A 24,898-nucleotide genomic window follows, 5' to 3' on the forward strand; every position below is an offset into this window, starting at 1 on the left:
CGGGCCGGAGTTACCGGACCGGCCCCGGGCGCGCGGATTCCGACTCGGCGGGCGAGTTCAGCGCGGCCGCTTCGTCCGTTCGGACGATACCGACCAACAGATTCGTCAGGACGCCCTCGACGGTGTCCGGCACCGCACGGCGGGTCAGGACCCAGACGAGCAGCAGACCGTCCACCATGTCCGCCACCGCGCCGAGATCGGCGTCGGCGCGCACCTGCCCCTGACGCACCCCCGAGGACAACCGCTTGATCAGGTCATCGCGGCGCGGCGCGATCAGTTGCCGGCTCAGTCGGTCCGCGTCGATGCCGCTGTCCGCCGCCGCGGCGGCGAGACCGCGAATCGTCGCGGCCAGAGCCGGATTCGCGAGCCGATGAACCTGGTCCTGCAACCAGACCCGTAAATCCTCGGTGATGTCGCCGGTGTCCCCGGGCGGATCGGGCGAACCCACCATCACCAACCCCGCGACGGTGGCCTCGGCGACGACGGCCGCCTTGGACGGCCACCAGCGGTAGACCGTTTGCCTGCCGACACCCGCCCGCGTCGCGATCGCGTCGACGGTCAGGTGCTCGTATCCGCCTTCGGCGAGCAGGTCCCGCGTGGCTTCCAGAATCGCCGCGTGCGACCGCAGGCTTCGGGGGCGTCCCCGCTGTCGAGTTCCTGACACGAACAACAGCTTAGGGGTGGTTTTCGTATTTTCGGTCCGGTTTGTATTGAAATAGTTACTATAGCCACGTCAGACTAGGCGACGGTGCAACACCCTGCACGATGCGAGAAGGATTGACCATGACCCAGTCCACCGACTTCAATTCCGACCTGCGGATCGCACGCTTCCTGCCGCGCACGGTCATCAGTCCTCGAACCCTTCGCCTCGTCAGACGCTTGACCGCGCTCGCCGGGCAACGTCCGTTGTCCCGAGGGACATCCGAACAGGTCGATTCGAACGTGACGGTCCGTGTCTTCCGGCCCAGCCGGGCGCGGGACGCCGCACCGGGCATCCTGTTCATTCACGGTGGCGGTTACGTCATCGGAAGCGCCGCCATGGGAGATCGCTTCTGCCGCCGCGCGGCCGAGGAGCTCGGTGCGGTCGTCGCGTCGGTCGAATACCGTCTGGCACCCGAACATTCGTTCCCGACGCCGCTGGAGGATTGTTACGCGGCGCTGACCTGGCTGGCGGATCAACCCGACGTGAATCCCCGCCGCATCGCCATCGTCGGCGAGAGCGCCGGCGGTGGATTGGCCGCCGCGCTGGCGCAACTCACCACCTGGAGCACCGAGGTGCGGCCCGTTCTGCAGGCGCTGTCGTATCCGATGCTCGACGACCGGACGGCGGCCCGGACCGATATCGACCCGGACCGCCTGCGCATGTGGGATCAGCGGAGCAACCGTCTCGCGTGGCGCGCCTACCTCGGCGCGGCCGCCGACGGCCAGGTCCCGCCACTGGCCGCCCCCGCGCGCTGTGCGGACCTGTCCGGGCTGCCGCCGGCGTGGATCGGCGTCGGCACCAACGACCTGTTCTACGACGAGGACGTCGCGTACGCCGAGCGCCTGCGGCAGGCCGGGGTCCCCTGCACCCTGCATGTGGCGGACGGCGCCTACCACGGATTCGACCTGATCGAGAGCAGAGCGCGCATCTCCCGCACCTTCCAGCAGGCCCGGCTCGACGCGTTGCGAGAGGCGCTCGACAAGCCTGAACCGCGTCCGCGCGCGACCCGCGCGACCGCCCGATCCGCTTCTCCGGCAACAAAACTCAACTACTGCGTGCCTTCGTAATCCAGCCGGTCGACAGGTCCGTCCATCGACCCTCTTTCCTCCGCGACCGTTGCTTGCTACCTTGGAATACACGCAACGGTAGTACATACCGTAAATCAAACAGTATGTGGGTGGAACAGAGGTGCGACAGTGCGGCCAGACTCCGAACCCGACGCCGCGGATCCGCCCGTGACCGGCATCCACTCATCGGGCTCCGCGGTCACGGTCGCCGCGATACTGCGGCGAAACGCGCACGCTCACCCCGGCAAACCGTTGCTGATCCGCGATGCCGAACGACTGACATACGGCGAGGCCGAACGTCGCTCCGCCCGGCTCGCTCGCGCGCTGATCGCCCTCGGCGCCGGAAAGGGAACGCACGTCGGGCTGCTGTACTCCGACGGGGCTCGGTTCGTCATCGGCATGCTCGCGGCGGCACGCATCGGCGCGCCGATCGTGCCGCTGGGCACCCCACCCACCACGACGGACTTGCGAGATCGTCTGGCGCACAGCGACACCCACATTCTGCTGGGTGCCGATTCCGATGCCGCGGGCGGCGCTGTGCAGGAGCTGACCCGGGTACTGGGCGATGCCGAATTCGATGCCGCGGGCCGGCTTCACAGCACCTCCGTGCCGCAACTGCGGCACGTCGCGATAGCGGATGGGCCCGCCGGCTCGCGATATGTCCGCGACGATCGCGACATAGACGCTCTCGCCGCAACGATCGACGAGGAACTACTCCACGCGATGGAGGGCGATGTCGACGGCGCCGACCCGCTGTCGATCATCTACACGTCCGGACCCTCGGGCGCGCCCGAGGGCGCCGTGCACACGCACGCGGCGCTGCTGAATCACCAGCGCGATCTCAATGACATCCGCGGCGTGACAGCGGACTCGGTGCTGCGCTGCGACGCGCCCTTCGCCTCGATGGAGGGCTTCGCAGCCGGCCTGCTGGCCGCGCTCGTCGCGGGCTCGACGCTGCTGCGCTCCGGCGCCACCGACCCGGGGACGGTGCCGCGGCACCCCGCCTTCTCCGAGCCCGAGTCGTCCCCATCTGGACGTCGAAACCTCCACGCGCTCAACCCCACCGAGCTCCGACCGGCCCGCGGCGAGGTACGGCCCGCCGTGCTGAGCTCGGCCGAGGCCGGGAGCCCCGTACTGCTCGCCGCCGGCGAATCCGACCGGACGGAGCACCGCGGCGTGCCGGTCCCCGGCCTCGAGACGAAAGTCGTCGATCCGGCCACCGGTGCCATCGTCGCCGCGGGCGAGGTGGGCGAATTGTGCCTGCGCGGGCCCGCTCTCATGCTGAACTACTACGGTCGCGGCCGCGAGGAATGCTTCGACCCCGACGGCTGGTTCCACACCGGTGACCTGACACGACCCGATGGTCACGGAATCCTGTCCGTCATCGGCCGCGTCGGCACGGTCACCGATCGCACCGGCGACGCCACCGTCCCCGGCGAGCCGAGGCGGTCATCGACGGCCGATCCCACTCTTTCGGCGAACACCATGGACCGACTGGTGCGCGCCCGCGCCGGCAACACCCCGGACGTGCCCGTGGTCATAGACCCCGCCGGCGGTCTGAACTACGGCGAACTCGACTCGGCCACCGGGAAACTCGCGGCCGTGCTGATCGACGCGGGGGTGGGCAAGGGTACCCGCGTGGGTGTGCTCCTGCCGAACGGCGCGGAATGGGTGCGGATCGCGGTCGCCGTGACCCGGATCGGGGCTGTCCTGGTGCCGCTGAGCACCCTGCTTCGCCCGCCGGAGCTGCGTGCGCAGTTGCGGGTGGCCGCCGTGCGAATTCTGGTGACCGTCGAGGAATTTCGGGGTCGCCGCTATCTGGACGACCTGCCTTCCGCGACGAACACCGACGGAGTATTCGACCCCGAGCTTCCGGCGCTGAGACAGATCTGGACCGTCGATCGCCTCACCGCGGTGACCGCGAGCCCCGCGGCGATTCGAATCGTCGACTTCGTGGCAGGCACCGTCGGCGCCGCCGACCCCTTGGTCGTCATGTTCACCTCCGGCAGTCGCGGAATGCCCAAGGGGGTCGTTCATTCGCACGGCAACACGTTCGGTGCGGTGCGGGCGGGGCTGACCGCGCGCTGCATCGATGCCGGGACTCGCCTGTACCTGCCGATGCCGTTCTTCTGGGTGGGCGGATTCGGCGGTGGCGTGCTGTCCGCGCTCCTGGCCGGGGCCACCCTCGTCACCGAGGCGATCCCCCAGCCGGCAACCACCCTCGAGCTCCTGCGGTCCGCTCGGGTGACGCTGTTTCGGGGCTGGCCGGACCAGGCCGAGAACCTCGCGCGGCACGCCGAAAGACTCGGCGTCACGGTGCCCACGCTGCGGGCGGGCAGTCTCGATGCGCTCCTCCCCCCGGAGGTCCGAGCCAAGCCGGGCGCCCGCGCCAACCTCTTCGGTATGACCGAATCCTTCGGTCCCTACTGCGGATATCCAGCGGACGTCGACATGCCGGAATCGGCATGGGGCAGCTGCGGCAAACCATTCACCGGCATGGAGGTCAGGATCGCCGACGTCGACGATGGCCGGCCCGTGCCCCACGGAACCATCGGCGTCATCGAGGTCCGAGGCCCGCACACCCTGCGCGGGATGTGCCGGCGCAGCCGGGAGTCGGTGTACACCGCCGACGGCTACTACTCCACCGGGGACCTCGGCCGTCTCGACGCCGACGGATTCCTCTTCTATCACGGCAGATCGGACGACATGTTCAAGGTCAGCGGGGCGACGGTATACCCCAGCGAAGTCGAGGCGGCACTGCACGCGGTCGACGGCGTCAGCGGCGCCGTGGTTACCAATGTGCCCGGCCCCCATGGTGATCGAGTCGGCGCGGTGGTGGTGTGCGACAGCCACGCCACCACCGCCGAGTGGCTCCGCGACACGGTTCGGGAGTCACTCAGCTCCTTCAAGGTGCCGACGGTGTGGGTGCTGCTGGACTCCGACGACCAGATCCCGCGCGGCACGACCGGCAAGGTCGACCTCGCCCGGCTACGAGGGCTCTTCTGGGCATCACAGCCCGGAGCCGGACCCCAGCCCCCGGCCCGGCTCCCCGGCTGACGATCGACGAGAGCGGGACGAACATCGATGAGAACCACAGGCGCACTACTCTGGGGACGCGACGAGCCATGGTCGGTCGAGGTCATCGAGATCGGCGAACCGCGCCGCGGCGAAGTCATGGTGCGAATGGAGACGGCGGGCCTGTGCCATGTCGACCACCACCTGGTGACCGGCGATATCCCGGCGGCCGGCTTCCCCGTACTGGGCGGACACGAGGGCGCGGGGGTCATCACCGCGGTCGGGCCCGAAGTGGACGACCTGGCCGTGGGCGACCACGTGGTCATGTCCTTCGTTCCATCCTGCGGCCGCTGCCGGTCCTGCCACGCCGGAATCAGCAACCTCTGCGATCTGCGTCCCAGCCTGCTGTCCGGAGCATCGGTGTCCGACGGCACGTTCCGGGTCACGGCGCGCGGCCGGGACGCGTACCCCGTCTCGCTCGTCGGCGCGTTCGCGCCCTACGCGGTCGTCCATCGCACGTCGGTCGTCAAGATCGACTCGGCCATTCCCTTCGACGTCGCGTGCCTGGTCGGCTGCGCGGTGACCACCGGATACGGCTCGGCGGTGCACTCGGCCGGCGTGCGGCCCGGCGACGATGTGGCCGTCATCGGTATAGGCGGTGTCGGCGCAGCGGCGCTGCAGGGCGCGGTGATCTCCGGCGCCGGACGTGTCTTCGTGGTCGACCCCTCGGCATGGAAGCGCGATCAGGCCCGGAAATTCGGTGCGGCCCAAGCATTCCCGGACACCGAATCCGCATTCGCCGGCATCTCGGAAACCACCGTGGGTCGCATGTGCGCCAAGGTGATCGTCACGGTCGGCCGCTGCGACGGCCGAGACCTCGAGGCCTGGATGCGACTGACGGGCAAGGCGGGTACGTGCGTGCTCACCACCATCGGCAGCACCGGCGCCACGACCGCGACCGTGGACCTGTCGGCGCTGACCCTCTCCCAGAAGTCGTTGCGGGGCAGCCTCTTCGGCGGTGGCAATCCGCGCCAGGACATCCCCGAGGTGCTGGCGCTGTACAAGCTCGGCGAGCTGGCCCTCGACGATCTCGTAACCCGGGAATATCGCCTCGAGCAGATCAACGACGGCTACCGGGACATGCTCGAGGGTCGCAACATCCGGGGAATCATCCGTTTCACCGAGGCCGACCGATGACCGAGCGAGCGACACCCGATCGGGAGACGCGCACCACACCCGGAAGACGCATGCCGGGCGAGCCGATTGAGATCACAACGGTATGATTTACGGTTACACGTACTATCGGCACCATCGAGTTGCCGGCGACGGCGAAAAGGCCGGTACCGAAGTGAACTCCAAGGAGGTGGTTGCGAGATGGCGAAGCGGACGACCGCGGAGAAGCGGCCGCGACGCGAGCGTGGGTCCCTCAACCCCGAAGACATCGTCAACGGCGCGTTCGAACTGGCGAACGAGGTGTCGCTCGACAATCTGAGCATGCCGGAACTGGGCAAACGCCTCGGTGTCGGAGTCACCAGCATCTACTGGTACTTCCGCAAGAAGGAGGACCTGCTCAACTCCATGACCGACCGGGCCCTGCGGCAATACGCGGTGGCCGCGCCCTTCGTCGAGGCCAGCGACTGGAAGGCGACCCTGCGCAACCACGCCCGCACCATGCGCGCGACCTTCCTGCGCGACCCGATTCTGTGCGACCTGATCCTCATCAGGTCGGCGCTGAGCCCGGCCGCCGCCCGATCCGGCGCGCTACAGACCGAGCAGGTCGTGGCCAGTCTCGTGGAGGCCGGCCTCTCCCTCGACGACGCCGTGGACGTTTACTCGATCGTTCAGCTGCACACTCGCGGATCGATTGTGCTGCAACGTCTTTACGACAAGAACAAGGAATCGGGCGACGAGCCCGGCGCCTACTACGAGAACCTCGCGATCTCGCCGGAGACCACACCGCTGCTCGCCGAGGCCGGCACGCGCGGGCATCGTAGCGGGGCACCCGACGAACACAACTTCGAATACGGTCTCGATTGCATCCTGGAGTACGCGAGCGGACTCATCGAGACCCCCGCGAAGAAGGCCGCACCGGCGAAGAAGGCCGTTCGCCGGCCCGCCGCCACGACGCCGGCGAAGCGGGCCGCGGCGGCGCGCGATCGGTGACGCGAAACCTGTACGGCCTGGCCGACATCGCCGATGGCGCCGCCGATCTCGCCGTGGATTCGACCAGCCTTCCGCCACACCCACTCGTGATCGTCGATCTGGACCGGAACGAATGGGCGCACGCCCCCGCCGCCGCACGCGCGCTGAGCCGGCGGACGGTGATCACCGTGGGCGTCAGCAGCACACCGTTGCCCGCTGCCGCCGGGCCCCTGCTCGAAGCGCTGACCTGCACTCTCGCTCCCGGCGGACCGGGCCGAGCGTGGGCATCGGGCGATGATGCTGACCTGGACGCGATCATCGCCACGGTCGCCGCCGCCCCGCGTGCCGCGCTCACCCTCGAGAGCCTGCTCGGGGTCACAGCGCGCGCGGACGTGCTGGATGGACTCGTCGCCGAATCCCTCGCCTACTCGATGCTGCTGGCCGGGCCGGAGTTCGCCGGGTGGCGCGCCCGCACTCCGGCCGCGCCGATACCCGACTGCGCGGACCCGGTGCTGCTCGAGCGCGCCGGGGACGTGCTCACCGTGACGCTGAATCGCCCCCGGCGGCACAACGCGTTCGGCCGGGCCGTGCGCGACGGACTGCTGGAAGGCCTCGAGCTCGCGGCACGCGATCCTTCCATCCACCGGGTGCGGCTGCGGGGTAACGGCCGATCCTTCTGCAGCGGAGGAGATCTCGATGAATTCGGTACGGCCACGGACACCCCCGCCGCGCATCTGGTCCGGTTGGACCGCAGCGCGGGCCTGGCGGTTCACGAAGTCGCGGACCGCGTCCACGTCGTCCTGCACGGGGCGTGCATCGGTGCCGGGATCGAGGTCCCAGCGTTCGCCGGCCACGTCGAGGCGCACGACGACACGTGGTTCCTGCTGCCGGAACTGTCGATGGGGCTGGTTCCCGGCGCCGGCGGAACGGTGAGCATCACCCGGCGCGTCGGCCGTTGGCGCACAGCGTTTCTGGCGCTCACCGGCCGGCCGATAGACGCCGCCACCGCCCTGGACTGGAACCTGGTCGACGCCCGGCTCCCCGGCGTCGGCGAAGCGGGCGCCTGATCCGTCCCAGCGCGGCACCGGTCGCCGGCCGTCTACCCGGCCGGTTTCCGCCTTCGCCAGGATCCCTCCGGTCGATACTTCACCGCAGCGCTTGCCATTTCGGCACCCGGTGCCATAATACTGTAACTCATACAGTAATAAATACCGACTGGGAGCTGACATGGAACACGACAGCACGGCGATGATCGAAGAGGACCTCCTGGTCGAGGAGGTCTCTATCGACGGTATGTGCGGTGTCTACTGAACCGGCCGCCTTCGACCCGGCCCTGCCCTACGCGCTGGCCGGGTCGGTGCAACTGCGGCCCGAACCGTTCGGCGCTCTGGTGTACGACTACTCGACCCGTCGACTGTCGTTCCTGAAGACCCCTTTGCTGGTGACCGTGGTGCGCGAGCTCGGCAATCACCCCGACGCGCACGGCGCCCTCGCCGCCGCGGCGGTCCCGGCCTCCGATCACGAGCGCTATCTGCACGCGCTCGCCGGCCTGAGCGAGTCGGGCACCATCGAGCGGCGCGCATCACGCTGACGCGGACAGGAAAGTCATGAAACTGGTCGAACACTTCGAGCACGGCTTGAACTCACCGATCTGCCTGACGTGGGAACTCACGTACGCGTGCAACCTGGCCTGCACCCACTGCCTGTCCTCTTCCGGACGTCGCGACCCCCGTGAGCTCAGCACCGCCGAGTGCAAGGCCGTCATCGACGAACTGCGCCGGATGCAGGTCTTCTACATCAACATCGGCGGCGGTGAACCTACGGTGCGCCGGGACTTCTGGGAACTACTGGACTACTCCGTGGCCAACGGCATCGGAGTCAAGTTCTCCACCAACGGGGTTCGGCTGACGCCCGAACGCGCCCGGCAACTGGCCGCCACGGACTACGTCGATGTGCAGATCTCACTGGACGGTGCGACCGCCGAGGTCAACGACGCGGTGCGGGGTGCGGGCTCCTTCGCCACGGCCTACCGGGCGATGGAGAATCTCGCCGATGCCGGGTTCGAGAATTTCAAGATCTCGGTCGTGATGACCCGGCACAACGTGGCACAGCTCGACGAGTTCAAGGCCATCGCCGATCGATTCGGCGCGCAATTGCGCATCACTCGCCTGCGGCCGTCGGGTCGTGGCGCCGATGTCTGGAACGATCTGCACCCGACTACGAGCCAGCAACTGGAGCTCTACAACTGGCTGGTGGCCAACGGTGAGAACGTGTTGACGGGGGACTCCTTCTTCCACCTCAACGCACTCGGTTCCACTCCCCTGCCCGGACTGAACTTGTGCGGCGCGGGTCGAGTCGTCTGCCTCATCGATCCCGTCGGTGATGTCTACGCGTGCCCGTTCGCCATCCACGATCAGTTCCTCGCGGGCAATGTCCGCGATGCCGGCGGTTTCGAATCGGTATGGCGCGCATCGGAATTGTTCACCCGGCTGCGCGAACCGCAGACCGGCGGCGCCTGCACCATGTGCTCGGCCTTCGATTCCTGCCGGGGCGGCTGCATGGCGGCCAAGTTCTTCACCGGGTTGCCACTGGACGGCCCCGATCCCGAATGCGTCCGCGGCAATGCCGAACCGGCCCTGGCGGTGGCCGGAGCGGGCGGCGACCGGCCGCGCCCCGACAAGGATCACTCACGCCCTGCTCGCCGGGCGGTCGTCGCACTCGGCATTCCCTCCACCGCACCGAACACCACGCCCGATCGCGCCTGCGACACCAGCCCGCTGGCCGGCCTGCGCTGATTCGAATTCGACTACGAGAACGAGGATTTCCCAGTGGCCAGTACCCGTGATTGGTTCGAATCCGTCGCCGAAGCACAGCGGCGGGCGAAGAAGCGCGTGCCCAGATCGGTGTATCTGGCGCTGCTGGCGGGCTCCGAAGCCGGAATCACCCTGGACGACAACGCCGCCGCGTTCGCCGAACTGGGCTTCCGGCCGCACATCGCCGACCTGCCCGCCACCAGGGACCTGTCCACCACCGTACTGGGACAGGACATCTCGATGCCGGTGATCTGCTCCCCCACCGGTGTGCAGGCCGTCGATCCGGCCGGCGAGGTGGGGGTCGCCCGGGCCGCAGCCCTATCGGGTACCGCGCTCGGGCTGTCGTCCTTCGGCTCCAAGCCCATCGAGGACGTCGTCGCGGCCAACGACAAGACCTTCTTCCAGATCTACTGGCTCGGCAGCAAGGACGCCATGGCCGCCCGGCTCGAGCGCGCCCGCGAAGCCGGGGCCAAAGGTGTCATCGTCACCCTCGACTGGGTGTTCTCCTCGGCGCGGGACTGGGGCAGCCCGGCCCTGCCCGAACGCATCGATCTCCGGACCGCGGTGAGCTTCGCACCGCAGGTGCTGGCGCGCCCGGGATGGCTGTGGCGGTTCACTCGCTCGGGCAAGCTGCCGGACCTGACCACCCCGAATCTCGCCGGGCGCGGGGAGCCCGGACCGACCTTCTTCGGCGCCTACGGCGAGTGGATGGGCACTCCCCCACCCACCTGGGCGGATCTGGCGTGGCTGCGCGCGCAGTGGGACGGACCGTTCCTCGTCAAAGGGATCTCACACCCCGATGACGCGAAACGCGCGGTCGATATCGGAGCCACCGCCATCTCGGTGTCGAACCACGGCGGCAACAATCTCGACTCCACGCCCGCCGCGATTCGGCTCCTGCCGAGCATCGTGAAAACCGTTGGCGGACAGGTGGAGATCGTGCTCGACGGCGGTGTGCGGCGCGGCAGCGACGTGGTCAAGGCGGTAGCGCTGGGCGCCCGCGCGGTCATGATCGGCAGACCCTATCTCTGGGGCATGGCCGCCAATGGCGAACGCGGGGTACACAATGTCCTCGAAGTGTTGCGGCAGGGCATCGATTCCACGCTGTACGGACTAGGCCACGCTTCCATCCACGACGTGACCGCGGCGGATGTGGTCGTGCCCGACGGGTTCACCCGGGGGCTGTGATGGGTGCGAGGCCGGTCGCCACCGTCACCGGCAGTGTCGTGCACGCCGACGGCGGCTTCCGGTCATGAGGGTGCGATTGGACGCGGGTGTGCGCCGGTTCGCGGAGGGCCGGGTGCTACTCGGCGGCTCACCGGCCCGGGTGGTGCGGATCGGGACGGCGGGCAGGGCACTGCTCGACGAATGGGTCGCCGGAACGCCCGTCTCCCCGCGGGTCGAGTCATCGCGAACCGGACCGGTAGGGCACCACGAGGCCAGGCGAATTCGGCCATGACAGACCTTGCCGATCTCCGATCACCCGACCTGGTGGCCCGCGCGCGGCACATGATCCTCGCGGTACCGCTCGGCGCGACCGAACAGCACGGCCCGCACCTGCCGCTGTCCACCGACACCGACATCGCGGCGGAGCTGTGCCGCCGGCTGTCCGCGGCGCTGCCGGCAATTGTCGTGGCACCGGCCGTTCCGTACGGATCCAGTGGCGAGCATGCGAGCTTTCCGGGCACCCTGTCCATCGGCCGGGCCGCCCTGAAACTGATCCTGGTCGAGCTGGTGCGATCGGCCGACGCCTTCGCGGGCGTGCTGCTCGTGAACGGCCACGGCGGCAATATCGCACCGCTGCACGCGGCGGTACGACTGCTGCGCACCGAAGGGCGCGACGTCTCGGCGTGGTCGCCTTCCGGAGCAGCGGACGACAGTCATGCCGGACACGCGGAAACCTCGGTCATGCTGCGGTTGCGCCCGGATGCGGTGGCCATGGATCGCGCGGAGGCCGGAAACACCCGTCCGCTGGACGAGCTACTCGAACGGATGCGCCGCGACGGTGTCGCGGCCGTCAGTCCCAACGGCGTGCTCGGTGATCCCACGCGCGCTGATCCGACCGCGGGGACGCGACAGCTGGATCGGTGGGCCGAATCGCTCGCTGCCCATGCGGCACAGCGGTTTCCCAGCACCCTGCCGACCACGCGGTGATCGCGGTAGCGATCGCCGAACCACTACGCGGCAACTAATTCTGTAAAGCGAACAGTAACTCGGTCAACAGGTGTCGCCGAGCGAGCCGATGCACTAGGCTCGGAATCTCGGCGTTCACTCGCCGTCTCCGGCCTCGGGCCGGATTGCGCTCGTGCCGCGATGCACGAATTGGTCACACATCAGGAACAACCCGGCAGCGGTTGGCGTACGCCCGTGCGCGCATGCCGGCCGTCGACGTCGGCACACTCGTTCCGCGACAGCATCCGAGCCCTGGGGGACTCCAATGACTTCGTCCGATCAGACCCGCGTCACCACCGCACCGCGCCAACTCGGCTCGATGGACCTGCAGTTGCTGCACACCGAAACAAGCACCACCCCAATGCATATCGGGGCCATCACCATGCTGGATTCACACGGTGCGAAGGGGGGACCGCTGCAGGTCGGCCAGCTGCGCCGGCTCATCGCGAGCCGAATATCGGTCTCACCGCAGCTGCGCTGGCGATTGCGCACCGTGCCGCTGGGCGTCGACGTGCCGTATTGGGAGGACTGCGCGGACCTCGATCTCGATCACCACATCCGCGACGCTCCGCTGTCCGGCACCGACCTGGCCGAGTTCGTGGCCGAGCTGCACGCGATACCGCTGGAGCGCTCGCGACCGCTGTGGGAGTGCTATCTCATCTCCGGGTTGCCGCGCGGACAGCAGGCGATCTACATCAAGGTCCATCACGCGGTGATCGACGGCACCAACGGAGCGGAGATCATGGCGGCGCTCTTCGACGTCGATCCCGAGGCACAACCCGAATCCGCGCCCGCCGCGGAGATAGCACCGGCGCGCACCCTCGGCACCGTCGAAATGATCGCCCGCACCATCCCGAACGTACTCACCCGCCAACTCGATCGCGTCCTGTCCCTGCCCAGGATCGCGCCGAGCCTGTTTCGCATGGCGACCGGATTCCGGTTGCCGCCCAACGATCTTCCCTTCAACAGGCCCAATACCGCGAAGCGGAGCTACGCCTTCACCTCACTGCCGCTGGCCGATGTGAAGGCGATCAAGAATCGCCACGACGCCACCGTCAACGACGTCGTCATGGCGCTGTGCGCCTCCGCGTTGCGCCGCTGGCTCATCGCGCACGCCGCACCCGTGGAACGCCCCCTGGTCGCGGTGCTGCCCATATCTCTGCGCGCCCTCGAAGAGTCGTCCGCATCGAACAACGAGTTCTCGCTCATGATGTGCGACCTGCCGATCAAGGAATCCGATCCGCACCACCGGATGAAGCTGCAACGGGACGAACTCCTCAGCGCGAAGGCGAGTTTCCATTCGACGCCGCCCTCGATGCTGCGCGAAGCCACCGCACTGCTGACACCGCTGCTGCACGGCGCACTCACCAAGGCGATGCTGGCCGCCGCGACGCCGGTGTTGCCGATGGCCGACATCCTCATCTCGAATGTCGCCGGACCACAGTTCCCCCTGTACGTCCGGGGCATCCCCGTGGCGGGGTGCTACCCGATCTCGCTGCTCATGGACGTGACCGGCGGCCTCAACATCACCGTCATGTCCTTCGACGGCCACCTCGATTTCGGGATCCTCGCGTGCACCGACGTGGTTCCCGATGTGTGGAGCATCGCGGAATACCTGAACGACGCACTCGGCGAACTGCTCGACCGGGAATAGTCACCGGCCCGCTCGACCGTGCCTGTTCGTGCCACCTCCGGCGTGCCCTGCGGGTCCGGAGGTGGCTCGCGCACCATCTCTGTGATTATTACTGTAAGCTCAACAGTAATTAGTTCACGCATCCCGGCCGACTCGGCGGCGATCGGCGACCGGACCGTGTGACCCCGCACCGAGGAGCGCATTCCATGGCATACGTCATCACCCAGCGTTGCTGCAACGATGGCAGCTGTGTCGCCGACTGCCCGGTCGACTGCATCCGGCCACGGCCGGAAGACCCCGAGTTCGCCACCGCGGAGATGCTCTACATCGACCCCGACACCTGCATCGACTGCGGAGCGTGCACCGAAGCCTGCCCGGTGGACGCCGTTTTCGCCGAAGACGAATTGCCCGACGTACTGGGCGAATTCACCGAGATCAACGCGGCGTACTTCCGGCGCCATCCACTCACCGAGGCCGCACCCGTATCGGCGCCGGCCCGGGTGCCGAAGGAGCTCGGACCGCTGCGCGTGGCCATCGTCGGAGCCGGACCGGCTGCCTTCTACACCGCCGAGGAACTGCTGCGGCGATGCAGCACCGAGATCGATATCTTCGATCGCCTGCCCACCCCGTGGGGACTCCTTCGCTCCGGTGTGGCGCCGGATCACCAGAGCACCAAGGCGGTGGCGAAGCGATTCGAATCGGTCCTGCGCCGGGACTGCGTCGACCTTCATCTCGACACCGAAGTGGGCCTGCATATCTCGCACGACGAACTGCTGGCCGGTCACCACGCCGTGCTGTACGCCGTCGGCGCCTCCGACGACCGCAGGCTCGACATTCCGGGCGAGGATCTGCCCGGCTCGCACTCCGCCACGGAGTTCGTCGCCTGGTACAACGGGCATCCCGACTACGCCGACCGTGCGTTCGACCTCTCGGGTCCCCGCGCCGTCGTCATCGGCAACGGCAACGTCGCGCTCGACGTGGCCAGGATCCTGACGTCGCGACCGGAGGAGCTCGAGCGGCGCACCGACATCGCCGAGCACGCGCTCGCGGCCCTGCGGACGAGTGGCATCACCGAGGTCGTCCTCATCGGGCGGCGGGGCCCGCTCCAAGCGGCCTACACGGGTCCGGAGTTCCTCGCGCTGGGCCACCTCGACGGTGTCGACGTCCTCATCGACGCGGCCGACCTCGAGCTGGATCCCCGCAGCCGTGCCCAGCTCGACGATCCCGCGGCCGAACCGGCGCTGCAAATGAGATACGCTCTGGCACAGCGCTATTCCGGCACACGAACGACACCGGGACATCGGCGGATCGTCTTCCGCTATCTCGCCTCCCCGAGCGCGCTCACCGGCGACGGCAAGGTCGACACAGTCCACCTGGTCCACAACGAGCTCGTCGACGGCGACGGGGGTCCGCGCGCCCGCCCCACCGGCCGCACCGAGGAGCTGGCGGCCGGCCTGGTACTGCGCTCGGTCGGGTATCGCGGTGTCCCGCACCGGGATCTGCCCTTCGATATCGCACGCGGGGTGATACCCAATGAACGTGGCCGGGTCGTGGACGGCGACGGCACACCGGTGGAACGGGTCTATGTGGCCGGCTGGATCAAACGCGGGGCGCAGGGCGTCATCGGCACGAATCGTGTCGACGCGCAGGAGACGGTCGAGGCCATCCTGGCCGATTTCACCGCGGGACGCCTGGCCGCCCCGGTGCTCGATCGCGACGCGTTCGCGAAGCTGCTCGCGACCCGGAGGCCCGACCGAGTCGGGAGCCGGGGCTGGGCGGCGATCGACCGCGCCGAACGCGCCGCCGGCGCCGCCACGGGCAGGCCCCGGGTCAAACTGGCAACCCGGCCCGAATTGCGCGCCGCGGCAACCGCATCACAGTAGGCCGCCACGGCTGTAGATATTTCCAGGATGGCTAACTGTAAGAGTTTCCGTATACTGTGAACCAACCGGCGAGACCCTGGAGAGAAGCAGCGATGCCCGGACAACTCCACACCGAGAACGGGGCGACCCCGTGACCGACTTCCAGAAGCGCAATCTCTCCTGCCCGTGCGGGGAATGGCTGACCGGGATCGACGAGGACGACCTCATCGAACGGGCCCGAGAGCATCTGGCCGAGCGACATCCCGACCACAGCTACACCAGGGAACAGATCCTCTTCCTGGCCTACTGAACAGGTCGAACTCTATATAGTAAGCATTACAGTCTCACCATTAGGAGTAGTGTTCGTGGACAAGAACGATATGGTCCTGATCAGCGTCGATGACCACATCATCGAGCCGCCGGACATGTTCCGAAACCACCTTCCCGCCAAGTACGCCGCCGACGCACCGCGCCTCGTGCACACTCCCGACGGCGCCGACGTCTGGACCTTTCGCGACACCGTCATCCCCAACGTCGCCCTGAACGCCGTCGCCGGACGCCCCAAAGAGGAGTACGGCCTCGAGCCGGACGGTCTCGATGAGATCCGGCCCGGCTGCTTCGACGTCCACGAACGCATCAAGGACATGAACGCCGGCGGCATCCTCGCGTCCATGAACTTCCCCTCCTTCCCCGGGTTCGCCGGTCGGCTCTTCGCCACGGAGGACTCCGACTTCTCGCTCGCGCTCGTCCGCGCGTACAACGACTGGCACATCGACGAATGGTGCGGCGCCTACCCCGGCCGCTTCATCCCCATGGCGCTTCCGGTCATCTGGGACGCCGAACTCTGCGCCGCGGAAGTCCGCCGCGTCGCCGACAAGGGCGTCCACTCGCTGACCTTCAGCGAGAACCCGGCGGCGCTCGGCTATCCCAGCTTCCACGACCCGTTCTGGAATCCGCTCTGGAAGGCGCTCGTCGACACCGAGACCGTCCTCAACGTGCACATCGGATCCTCGGGCCGGCTGTCCATTCCCGCGGTCGACTCCCCGCCGGACGTGATGATCACGCTGCAGCCGCTCAACATCGTGCAGGCGGCGGCCGATCTGCTGTGGTCACGGCCGGTCAAGGACTACCCGGATCTGAAGATCGCGCTGTCCGAGGGCGGCACCGGCTGGATCCCGTACTTCCTGGAACGGGTCGACCGGACGTTCGAGATGCACTCGACCTGGACCCTGCAGGACTTCGGCGGCAAGAAGCCGTCCGATGTCTTCCGCGACCATTTCCTGACCTGTTTCATCAGCGACCCCGTCGGAGTCCGGCTGCGCCACGACATCGGTATCGACAACATCGCCTGGGAGATGGACTACCCGCACAGCGACTCCATGTGGCCGGACGCCCCCGAAGTCCTCTGGGACCTGCTCGCCAGGGAGAACGTTCCCGACGACGAGATCGACAAGATGACCCATCTGAACTCCATGCGCTGGTACAACTTCGACCCCTTCCAGCACGTCCCCCGCGAACAGGCGACCGTCGGCGCGTTGCGCGCGGCCGCGGCGGGCCACGACGTCAGCATCAAGTCCCGCAGTCACAAGTCGACCTCGGCCGAGGACAAACTGGCCGCCTTCTCCGCCCAGATCAAGGCGGCCACCGCACACACCGCGAGCTGACTTCTCGCGACCGCGCGCCACCCTGGGAATCGCGTTCCGGGGTGGCCACCCGATGTGAACCGATGGGGTGAGAGTTGAGCATTTCCGTGCTCCTGGAGATGGCCGCGGCCACCAGGCCCGACCAGAACGCCGTCGTCTCGGACGGCACCGAGACCACCGTGGCCGAACTGAGCGATCTCGCCGATCGCGCCGCGGGCCTGATCGACTCGGCAGGTGTCAGCCATGTCGCCTATGTCGGTACCGGCGGAATCATGCTGCCCCTCCTGTTGTTCGGGTCCGCGCGGGCCGCCCGCGCGTTCACCCCGCTGAACTACCGCCTCGGCGCCGGCGCACTGCACGAACTCATCGAGCGGCTTCCCAACCCGCTGATCGTCGCCGACGCCGCGTACACCGACATCGTCGCGGGAGCCGGCGCACAGGTGATCAGCTCCGCGCTCTTCTGCGCCGCGGTCCGCGAAGGGTCGAGCAACCCGGTGCTGACCGAGCCCGATCCCACCGACACCGCGGTACTGCTGTTCACCTCGGGCACGACCGCACAACCCAAAGCGGTGGAACTCACCCACGGCAATCTGACGAGCTACATCACCGGCGCCGTCGATTTCGACTCCGCGGAGCCGGGCGACGCGGCCCTGGTCTGCGTCCCGCCGTACCACATCGCCGGTGTGAGTGCCGCCCTGTCGAATCTCTACGCCGGCCGAACGACGGTGTACCTGCGCCAGTTCGAGGCCCAGCGCTGGATCGACATGGTTCGCGCGGAGTCGGTCACCAACGCCACGGTCGTGCCGACGATGCTCGACCGCATCGTCACCGCACTGCGCGCGGCGCCCGGGACCGAACTGCCGAGCCTGCGCACACTCGCCTACGGCGGTTCCCGGGCTCCGCTGCCCCTGGTTCGCGCGACCCTGGAACTGCTGCCCGAGGTCGGGCTCGTGAACGCCTACGGGCTCACCGAGACCAGTTCGACGATCGCGATATCGACACCGGAGGACCACCGGATCGCTTTCACCGCAACCGATCCCGCGGTCGCCCGCAGGCTCGGTTCGGTCGGCCGGGCGGTGCCGGGGATCGAACTCGAGATCCGCGGGGACGACGGGACAGTGCTGCCGCCCGGCGAGACCGGCGAGCTGTACGTCCGCGGGCCTCAGGTGTCCGGGGTCTACCGCGGCCTCGGCTCGGCGCTCGACGCCGACGGGTGGTTCCCGACCAGGGATCTGGCTTCCCTCGACGCCGACGGCTACCTGTTCATCGGTGGACGCTCGGACGACACCATCATTCGCGGCGGGGAGAACATCGCGCCCGCCGAACTCGAAGACGTTCTCGTCGAGCATCCCGAGGTGGCCCTGGTGGCCGTCGTCGGCCTGCCCGACGAGCAGTGGGGGCAGATCCTGGTCGCCGTCGTCGTGCCCGTCCCCGGCACGACACCCGACGCGGAGCGACTGCGCGACCACGTGCGAGCCAATCTGCGCGGCTCACGCACACCCGACCGGGTCGTCTTCCGTACCGAACTGCCGACCAATCCAACCGGCAAGATCCTGCGCCGAGAGCTCGTCGACGAACTCTCGGGCGCGGCAACCCTGCGAGGAGCATTGTGATCACCAGCGGAACCCGCCTCGAGAGCCAGGTCTGCGATACGCAGGTCATCGTCATCAAGGCCACCGGCGCCATCGACGATCTGTGGTGCGGGGGCGCACCCATGGTGGTGCTGGGCGAGGACAAGGACGCCGACACACACATCGATCCCGCGTTCGCCGCGGGAAACGCGGTGGGCAAGCGGTATGTGCACACCACCGGCGCCGAAATTCTGGTCACCAAGGCGGGGGCGGGCACCCTCGCCGTCGACGCGGTGCCGCTCGACCTCAAGCAGGCCAAGCAACTGCCCTCGAGCGACTGACCCACGCGAACGCCGATGGCGCTCCCCGCTTCTGGTGCGGGAGCGCCATCGGCGTTTCGCAGGCGTGAACGTCAGTCCCAGGCGGCAAGCAGTTCCCGGGTCGTGGTGACCGTGGCGATCATCGACAACGTGTTGTCGATGATCGCGTCGCCGTACTCGCGCGGGACGCCGGCCACGGCGTCCCGGGGCACGACCACGTCGTAGGCCGCGTTGACCGCGTCCATGACCAGGTTCGGGATAGCGACGTTCAGGGAGACACCGACCGCTATCACCGTGGTGACCCCGAGATTGCGCAACACCGCGTCGAGGTCGGTGCCACCCATCGGACCGAGCCCGTGCCGGCGCCGCAACACCAGATCCCCCGGCTCGGGCCCGAATTCGGGCAGCAGCTCGGTGGCTTCGGTGCCCGGGTCCAAGCGCACACCCCGCGCACCGAGGGCGAACAGCTTCGCGTTGTGATTGGACCCCAGGCCATCGGGCCTGCGCCAGACCAGGCAGTGCACCACGCGGACACCGGCGGCGCGGGCGGCCGGCAGCAGTGTGCCGATCGCCGGCAACGCGGTCACCCGGGCTTCGTCGGCCAGCGCGCGCAGCCCCGCCTCCGCGCCGACGACCGCGCCCTGGAGCTCCTGGGTGACGATCGCGGTCCGGCGGGGCGACACCAGGTCCGCCAGGGACCTGCGAGTTGTTCCCGAGCCGGCCGTCATACCCGCGCCTGCGCGTCCGCGGGCGGCACATCGTAGAACTGTGTCGCCCATTTACGCAGGGACAGATACGGTTTGGCGTCCTTCGGCGAGAGCGGCGGGCGCTCCACGTACTTCTGGTAACGCCAGATGCTCAGGTCCTCCCACACGGTGACCAGGAACTGCCGCTCCACCCGTTCCCGGACCTTCGGCGGGGGAACCTCGGAATCGTCGCCCGGCTCGCGCGGCCACCAGATCGAATAGAACAGATCCGATGACTCGTCGTCGACCGGCGTGGTGGCGAAGATCAGCCGATGCCGCGACGATCCCTCGAACGCGCTGATCGAGCCGCCGAGCCCGAACATCTGCGCGTGGATCTTGAGCGCCATCTTGCCCGGATCGTCGCTGCGCGCGTCGGGCCAGCCGGTCAGGAAGTTCCAGGTGTGGTCGACCGCGCTGTAATCGAGCATCTGCGGGGTGACGGTCGCACCGTGGACGTACTCGAAATGCAAGCTGTCCGGGCCGTTTTCGAGCACGACCTGCGGATGCACCGGCTCGCGCTCGGTCTTGCTGGAGAACTCGGGATACGGCCGGTAGTAGTCGACCGCGTCGGATCCCAGCTCCGGGAACATTCGCAGAATGTCGGGCATCTCCCAGGACGGCGGGTTCCCTTCGGGGTGATGCCACATGAAGACACACCCGTTCTGCTCGTTCACCGGGTACACCCGCAGCCGCAGGCCGCGGTTGACGCGGTCCTCCCCGGGGATGTGCCGGTTCCTGCCGTCCGGGCCCCACCGCCAGCCGTGGAACGGGCACTCGACGCAATCGCCGACCACCTTGCCACCGTGGCCCAGGTGCGCGCCCAGATGCTTGCAGTGTCCGGTGAGGATGTGCACCAGCCCGGCGTCGTCGCGGTAGGCGACGAGGTCCTCGCCGAAGTAGTGCAGCGGCTTGGTCTCTCCCCGTACGAACTCCGCCGACCAGCCGACCATGAACCAGCCGGTGACCTTCCAGGTGAAGGGTACTTTCACGGATACCTCCGGTGCCCGATGTGGTTTCGGTGATGTCGCGCCGTCGCCCGCGCTCAGGTCGTGACGATGGTGGCGCCCGCGGTACCCGGCGCACCGTAGAGCAGCGCGAAGCCCGCCTTCGGTTCCCCGGCGACCTGCCGTTCACCCGCGGTGCCGCGCAGCTGCAGGACCAGTTCGTGCAGCTGGCGCATGCCGGACGCGCCGATGGGTTCCCCGTTCGCGATGAGCCCGCCGTCGGTGTTCACCGGCAGCCGCCCCGAGATCTCGGTGGCGCCCTCGGCGATCAGCCGCTCCTGCTCGCCGTCGGCGCAGAAGCCGGCTTCGGCCATGTGGATGACCTCGGCGCCCGCGTCGGTGTCCTGCAGCTGCACCACGTCGATGTCGGCGGGCGTGATCCCGGCGGACTCGAAGGCCGCGCGCGCCGCGAACACCGATGGCGACGCGACCTCCTCCACGGGCGCGTAGGTGGTGTTCACCTCGTAGGCGCCGTAGGTGCGGGTGCGCACCTCGACCGCCCGGACATAGATCGGCTTGCTGGTGAACCGGTGCGCGATGTCGGCCCGGCACATGATCACCGCCGCGGCGCCCTCGTCGGGCGCACAGAACATGTAGTGGGTCAGCGGGTAGTTGAGCATGGGTGCGGCGAGGATGTCCGCCTCGGCAACCGGCTTGCGGCGGAAGGCATTCGGATTGAGCACACCGTTGCGGTAGTTCTTGGCCGCCACCTTGGCCAGGGTGTCCACCGAGATGCCGTGCTCGTGCAGGTAGCGATTGGCCTTCATACCGAAGAACTGGGTGGTCAGGTACTGGCCGTTCTCGCCGTACCACTTCGGCATGCCGACGAGCGTGGGATCGACGGTGAACGCGCCGCGCGGATGCTTGTCCATGCCGATCGCGATGCCGATGTCGTACTTTCCGAGTGCGATGGCGTCCGCGCAGGCCTCGGTCACCGACGCCGACGTGGCGCACGCGTTGAACACGTTGGTGAAGGGAATTCCGGTCAGACCCATCAGCGAGACGATGGCATCGGGATTGGCGACCTCCCAGCTGCCGCCCACCGCGAATTGAATGTCTCGCCACTCCAGGCCCGCGTCCGCCAGGGCCGCGCGGATCGCGTCGGTCCCCATCTGCATGGCTGTCTTGCCGGGAAAGCGACCGAACGGGTGCATACCCACACCGATGATCGCGACGTCGTTGGTCATCTCTGTTCGTCCGTTCGTCAGGCGGGCTGGAAGGCGAAGGTGAGGACCTCGTTGCCTTCGGCATCGGTACCGAGCGGGACGCTGGTCAGCTCGACCCGCATCCCGAATGTCAAAGCGGCGGGATCGTTTTCGGTAAGTCGTCCTTCGACCCTGATGGTGTCCCCGAGCTGGACCAGTCCGACCCCGAACGGGACGAACGTCTCCGCGGTCTCGTCGCCGAGATAGGGTGCGCCGGGCAGGAATCCCTGGGTGGTCCAGGCGATCAGGGTGCCCGTGCGCGGCAGGGCGACCGGCTCGATCGCGGGCTTGCTGCAGCGCGGGCACAGGTCCTGCACCGGGAAGACGGCGGCGCCGCAGTCCGCGCACGATCCGGCGATCAACTGGAAGTCCGGCTCCGGCCAGGTGGAGATCTCGGGGGCGATCATTCTCTGCATCAGTCGTTCCTTCTCATCGAATTCGTCACGAGGTCCCCGGCCCGCACGACACATTCCTCGACGAAGCCGAGGAGGCCGAGGTGGTAACCCGCGGCGCCGAACCCGACGCTCGCGTTGTGGCCGCAGCCGGCTTGTTCGTGGGATACGACCCGGGGCGCGGCGGCGAACAGGGCCGCCAGTTCGGCGACCGCGCCGGGGTCCGTGCGCCAGACCCGTTCGTGCTCGGCCTGGGTGAGCCGCACCGGGATTCGCACCCGCTCGGCCAGCACCGGGAAGTCGGCGGGCCATTGCCGCACGACCACGGTCTCGTAGAACGGGGTATCCGAGGAGAGCGACCGGCCGCCGAGCACCTCGTCCGGGTAGCCGTTCGGCGGACTCCACAGCAGGTCCCGGATGGCGCCCGAGCGCCGGGTCCGGTGGATCTCCTCGATGATCGCGATGGCCTCGGGTTGTTTGTCCACGCCCGTACCCGCCAGCTCGAGCCCGAGCAGGTCGTCGCCGCGCGGGTCCGCGGCCAGCCGGGCGGCCAGATCACAACCGGCCGAGTGGCCGAACACGAATACCCCTGCCCCGCGCGGGCTTTCGCCGAGCAGCGCGTCGAGCGCCGCGAAGGTCGCGTCGACCCGTCGCTCCGGCGCGTCGAAGGATCTGTCCCAGGGCGCCGACGCGCCGTACCCGGGCCTGTCGAGCGCGAGCACGGTGAATCCCAGCCGCGCCCCGAGCCGCAGCAGCGACAGCCACGGGTGGTCCGGGAGATCGAAGTACCGGGCGGTGGTGGCGCCGCCGTGCAGGGCGAGCACGACCGCTCGCGGGTTGTCGACCTCGGCGCACAGTGCCGAGAACCGCACGCCGCCCACGTCGATCGTGCGGGCGCTCACCACGTCCGTGTGGTCCGGATTCCGCTCGATGCTCATGTGTCCCTCCGCAACAACATCACTCCGCTGGGGGTCAGTCCCCCACTGCTGACAACCGCGACGCGGGCGTCCGAGACCTGGCGCGGTCCGGCCTGCCCGCGCAGCTGGGTGATCGCCTCGTGGATCAGGCCCATGCCGTGTGTTCTGCCGTGCGAGAGCTGACCGCCGTGGGTGTTCAGCGGCAGCACCCCGTCGCGAGCGATGTTCTTGCCTTGGGCGAGAAAGTCTTTCGCTTCGCCGATACCGCAGAAGCCGAGGGCTTCGATCCAGGACAGGCAGTTGAAGGTGAACCCGTCGTAGAGCTCGGCCACGTCCACATCGCCGGGACGCAGATCGGTGCGCGACCACAGGTGCGCGGCCTGACCGAGCACCTGCGGCTCGTGAGTGAGGGTGCTCTGATCCCATTCCAGGCGTTCGGCGATCCGGGTGCCGACCGCTTCCACCAGAACCGGCGGCTGCGCCAGATCCGCCGCCGTGTCGCGAGCGGAGACGATGACGGCGACGGCGCCGTCGCACGGCACATCGCAGTCGTAGAGCCCGAACGGTGTGGTGATCGGCCGCGCCGACAGATAGTCGTCCATCGTGAGCGGCTCGCGGTAGATCGCGGTCGGGTCGAGCGCCGCGTTGGCGCGCTGGTTGAGCGCGATCCAGCCGAGGGTTTCGCGATCGGTGCCGTAGCGATGGAAGTGCCGTTGCGCGGTCTGCGCAAGCAGGTGCGCGGCCGACACCGCGCCGAAGGGCACCAGCCAGGGGTCGGTGATGCCGCCCGACGGGGTGAGCCGGCCCGTGCGGACCAGTTCGCCGTAACTGGATTCCCACACCGTCCGGAAGCACAGGACGTGCCGGGCGAGGCCGGAGGCCACCGCGAGCATGGCCGCGATCACCGACCCGCCCGGTCCGAACGTCTCCGCGCCACCGTTGTGCCAGGTCGGGCACAGGCCCAGTGCGGATTCCACCGCGGTGATCCCGCCCTCGCCGAACGGTCCGAAGTCACCCGATCCGGGATAGGTCGACAGGCCGTCGATGTCGTCGAAGGACAGTCCGGCGTCCTCGACGGCCGCCCGGCAGGCCTGCACGGTCAGCGCCAGCGGATCCACCAGCAGCCGGCGACCCAGGGCGGACCGGCCGATTCCGGTGATCGCCACCCGGTCCTCGAACTTGTCCCCGGTCACCCGGGCCGTACGCACCTCGCGCACCCGTTCGGGTTCGACCGGATCGCCGGGTATCTCCGACATCGGTTCTCCCGCGGTCGATTCCACCGGACGGAACAGCGGCAGCCAGGTCGTGCCCGCCTGCTGGAACGCCACGGTGACGCGCTGTCCGAGCACCAGGTCGCCCGGGTCGGCGCCGATGATGTTGGTGGTCAGCCGAACCCGGGTGTCCTCCTCGATCGCGACCTGGGCGACCACGTACGGCGCCGGCAGACCCGGTACCGAGAAGCGATGGTTGACGGTGAATCCGATCAGCGTGCCGTAGCCGGACACGACGCGGATGTCGAAGTCCGTGCCCCGGCAGTACCGGCAGACCGGGCGCGGTGGGTGGATCAGGGCGGTGCATGATCGGCACTGCCGAAAACGCAGCCGCCCGTCGGCGCCGGAGGCCCAATAGAATTCGGTCTCCGGCGTCGTCGGCGGTGGCAGCCGACGGGTGTCCTCGGTCACGGGAACTCCCT

The 24,898-nt window shown here is 68.5% G+C and carries 23 protein-coding genes and 1 pseudogene; 17 read left to right on the forward strand and 7 right to left on the reverse strand.

Annotated elements, in window-relative coordinates:
* Positions 1 to 10: 10 nt before the first annotated feature.
* Entirely contained in the window at positions 11 to 664 is a 654-nt protein-coding gene (locus ACWIGI_RS25795) for a TetR/AcrR family transcriptional regulator (RefSeq protein ID WP_454205026.1), read from the reverse strand.
* 119 nt (positions 665 to 783) lie between these two features.
* On the opposite strand from ACWIGI_RS25795, the gene ACWIGI_RS25800 reads away from it, so the two are divergent.
* The 17 genes and pseudogenes from ACWIGI_RS25800 (at position 784) to ACWIGI_RS25880 (ending at position 18,962) form a co-directional block, all read left to right on the forward strand.
* Positions 784 to 1,770: an alpha/beta hydrolase gene (locus ACWIGI_RS25800; RefSeq protein WP_454205027.1), complete on the forward strand. Its 987-nt coding sequence runs from the start codon at positions 784 to 786 to the stop codon at positions 1,768 to 1,770.
* Between the two features lie 168 nt (positions 1,771 to 1,938).
* Positions 1,939 to 3,051, forward strand: a pseudogene (locus ACWIGI_RS25805) (AMP-binding protein); the annotation flags it as partial.
* 204 nt (positions 3,052 to 3,255) lie between these two features.
* Complete coding sequence (locus ACWIGI_RS25810) at positions 3,256 to 4,827, forward strand: AMP-binding protein (RefSeq protein WP_454205097.1); 1,572 nt, start codon at positions 3,256 to 3,258, stop codon at positions 4,825 to 4,827.
* 27 nt (positions 4,828 to 4,854) lie between these two features.
* Entirely contained in the window at positions 4,855 to 5,982 is a 1,128-nt protein-coding gene (locus tag ACWIGI_RS25815; RefSeq protein ID WP_454205028.1) for an NDMA-dependent alcohol dehydrogenase, read from the forward strand.
* Positions 5,983 to 6,159: 177 nt separating this feature from the next.
* A complete protein-coding gene (locus ACWIGI_RS25820) occupies positions 6,160 to 6,948 on the forward strand; it encodes a TetR/AcrR family transcriptional regulator C-terminal domain-containing protein (RefSeq protein ID WP_454205029.1) in 789 nt (262 codons plus the stop codon).
* Positions 6,945 to 7,994 carry an enoyl-CoA hydratase/isomerase family protein gene (locus ACWIGI_RS25825; protein ID WP_454205030.1) on the forward strand — a complete coding sequence of 350 codons (1,050 nt, stop codon included), beginning with the start codon at positions 6,945 to 6,947 and terminating at the stop codon, positions 7,992 to 7,994. Before ACWIGI_RS25820 ends, ACWIGI_RS25825 begins: the two co-directional genes overlap by 4 nt.
* A 181-nt stretch (positions 7,995 to 8,175) precedes the next feature.
* Positions 8,176 to 8,238: a mycofactocin precursor MftA gene (gene mftA / locus ACWIGI_RS25830; RefSeq protein WP_454205098.1), complete on the forward strand. Its 63-nt coding sequence runs from the start codon at positions 8,176 to 8,178 to the stop codon at positions 8,236 to 8,238.
* Positions 8,228 to 8,518: a mycofactocin biosynthesis chaperone MftB gene (gene mftB, locus ACWIGI_RS25835; RefSeq protein WP_454205031.1), complete on the forward strand. Its 291-nt coding sequence runs from the start codon at positions 8,228 to 8,230 to the stop codon at positions 8,516 to 8,518. The genes mftA and mftB overlap by 11 nt, the downstream gene beginning before the upstream one ends.
* A 16-nt stretch (positions 8,519 to 8,534) precedes the next feature.
* Positions 8,535 to 9,722, forward strand: a complete 1,188-nt coding sequence (gene mftC, locus ACWIGI_RS25840; RefSeq protein ID WP_454205032.1) for a mycofactocin radical SAM maturase — start codon at positions 8,535 to 8,537, stop codon at positions 9,720 to 9,722.
* 33 nt (positions 9,723 to 9,755) lie between these two features.
* On the forward strand, positions 9,756 to 10,928 hold the full coding sequence (gene mftD / locus ACWIGI_RS25845) for a pre-mycofactocin synthase MftD (protein ID WP_454205033.1): 1,173 nt from the start codon (positions 9,756 to 9,758) through the stop codon (positions 10,926 to 10,928).
* Between the two features lie 267 nt (positions 10,929 to 11,195).
* On the forward strand, positions 11,196 to 11,894 hold the full coding sequence (gene mftE / locus ACWIGI_RS25850; protein ID WP_454205034.1) for a mycofactocin biosynthesis peptidyl-dipeptidase MftE: 699 nt from the start codon (positions 11,196 to 11,198) through the stop codon (positions 11,892 to 11,894).
* A gap of 283 nt (positions 11,895 to 12,177) precedes the next feature.
* Positions 12,178 to 13,566: a wax ester/triacylglycerol synthase family O-acyltransferase gene (locus tag ACWIGI_RS25855; protein ID WP_454205035.1), complete on the forward strand. Its 1,389-nt coding sequence runs from the start codon at positions 12,178 to 12,180 to the stop codon at positions 13,564 to 13,566.
* A gap of 185 nt (positions 13,567 to 13,751) precedes the next feature.
* The gene (locus ACWIGI_RS25860) at positions 13,752 to 15,428 is read left to right on the forward strand and encodes an FAD-dependent oxidoreductase (RefSeq protein WP_454205036.1); all 1,677 of its coding nucleotides are present in this window, start codon (positions 13,752 to 13,754) and stop codon (positions 15,426 to 15,428) included.
* A 130-nt stretch (positions 15,429 to 15,558) separates the two neighbouring features.
* Positions 15,559 to 15,717, forward strand: coding sequence for a DUF1059 domain-containing protein (locus tag ACWIGI_RS25865; RefSeq protein WP_454205037.1), 159 nt, complete (start codon positions 15,559 to 15,561; stop codon positions 15,715 to 15,717).
* Between the two features lie 55 nt (positions 15,718 to 15,772).
* Positions 15,773 to 17,071: an amidohydrolase family protein gene (locus tag ACWIGI_RS25870; RefSeq protein WP_454205038.1), complete on the forward strand. Its 1,299-nt coding sequence runs from the start codon at positions 15,773 to 15,775 to the stop codon at positions 17,069 to 17,071.
* A 74-nt stretch (positions 17,072 to 17,145) separates the two neighbouring features.
* Positions 17,146 to 18,663 carry a class I adenylate-forming enzyme family protein gene (locus ACWIGI_RS25875; protein ID WP_454205039.1) on the forward strand — a complete coding sequence of 506 codons (1,518 nt, stop codon included), beginning with the start codon at positions 17,146 to 17,148 and terminating at the stop codon, positions 18,661 to 18,663.
* On the forward strand, positions 18,660 to 18,962 hold the full coding sequence (locus ACWIGI_RS25880; protein WP_454205040.1) for a hypothetical protein: 303 nt from the start codon (positions 18,660 to 18,662) through the stop codon (positions 18,960 to 18,962). The genes ACWIGI_RS25875 and ACWIGI_RS25880 overlap by 4 nt, the downstream gene beginning before the upstream one ends.
* Positions 18,963 to 19,033: 71 nt before the next feature.
* Here the strand turns inward: ACWIGI_RS25880 and ACWIGI_RS25885 are convergent, their stop codons facing one another.
* From ACWIGI_RS25885 to ACWIGI_RS25910, 6 genes are read right to left on the reverse strand one after another with little or no spacing between them, the layout of a single operon-like run.
* Positions 19,034 to 19,669: a cysteine hydrolase gene (locus tag ACWIGI_RS25885; RefSeq protein WP_454205041.1), complete on the reverse strand. Its 636-nt coding sequence runs from the start codon at positions 19,667 to 19,669 to the stop codon at positions 19,034 to 19,036.
* Entirely contained in the window at positions 19,666 to 20,676 is a 1,011-nt protein-coding gene (locus tag ACWIGI_RS25890; RefSeq protein ID WP_454205042.1) for an aromatic ring-hydroxylating dioxygenase subunit alpha, read from the reverse strand. Before ACWIGI_RS25890 ends, ACWIGI_RS25885 begins: the two co-directional genes overlap by 4 nt.
* Before the next feature lie 53 nt (positions 20,677 to 20,729).
* Positions 20,730 to 21,878 carry a thiolase family protein gene (locus ACWIGI_RS25895; protein ID WP_454205043.1) on the reverse strand — a complete coding sequence of 383 codons (1,149 nt, stop codon included), beginning with the start codon at positions 21,876 to 21,878 and terminating at the stop codon, positions 20,730 to 20,732.
* 17 nt (positions 21,879 to 21,895) lie between these two features.
* A complete protein-coding gene (locus ACWIGI_RS25900) occupies positions 21,896 to 22,312 on the reverse strand; it encodes a Zn-ribbon domain-containing OB-fold protein (RefSeq protein ID WP_454205044.1) in 417 nt (138 codons plus the stop codon).
* The gene (locus ACWIGI_RS25905; protein WP_454205046.1) at positions 22,312 to 23,226 is read right to left on the reverse strand and encodes an alpha/beta hydrolase; all 915 of its coding nucleotides are present in this window, start codon (positions 23,224 to 23,226) and stop codon (positions 22,312 to 22,314) included. Before ACWIGI_RS25905 ends, ACWIGI_RS25900 begins: the two co-directional genes overlap by 1 nt.
* On the reverse strand, positions 23,223 to 24,887 hold the full coding sequence (locus tag ACWIGI_RS25910) for a thiolase C-terminal domain-containing protein (RefSeq protein ID WP_454205047.1): 1,665 nt from the start codon (positions 24,885 to 24,887) through the stop codon (positions 23,223 to 23,225). Before ACWIGI_RS25910 ends, ACWIGI_RS25905 begins: the two co-directional genes overlap by 4 nt.
* Positions 24,888 to 24,898: the final 11 nt, after the last annotated feature.

It is taken from the genome of Nocardia sp. NPDC055321 (assembly GCF_053645575.1).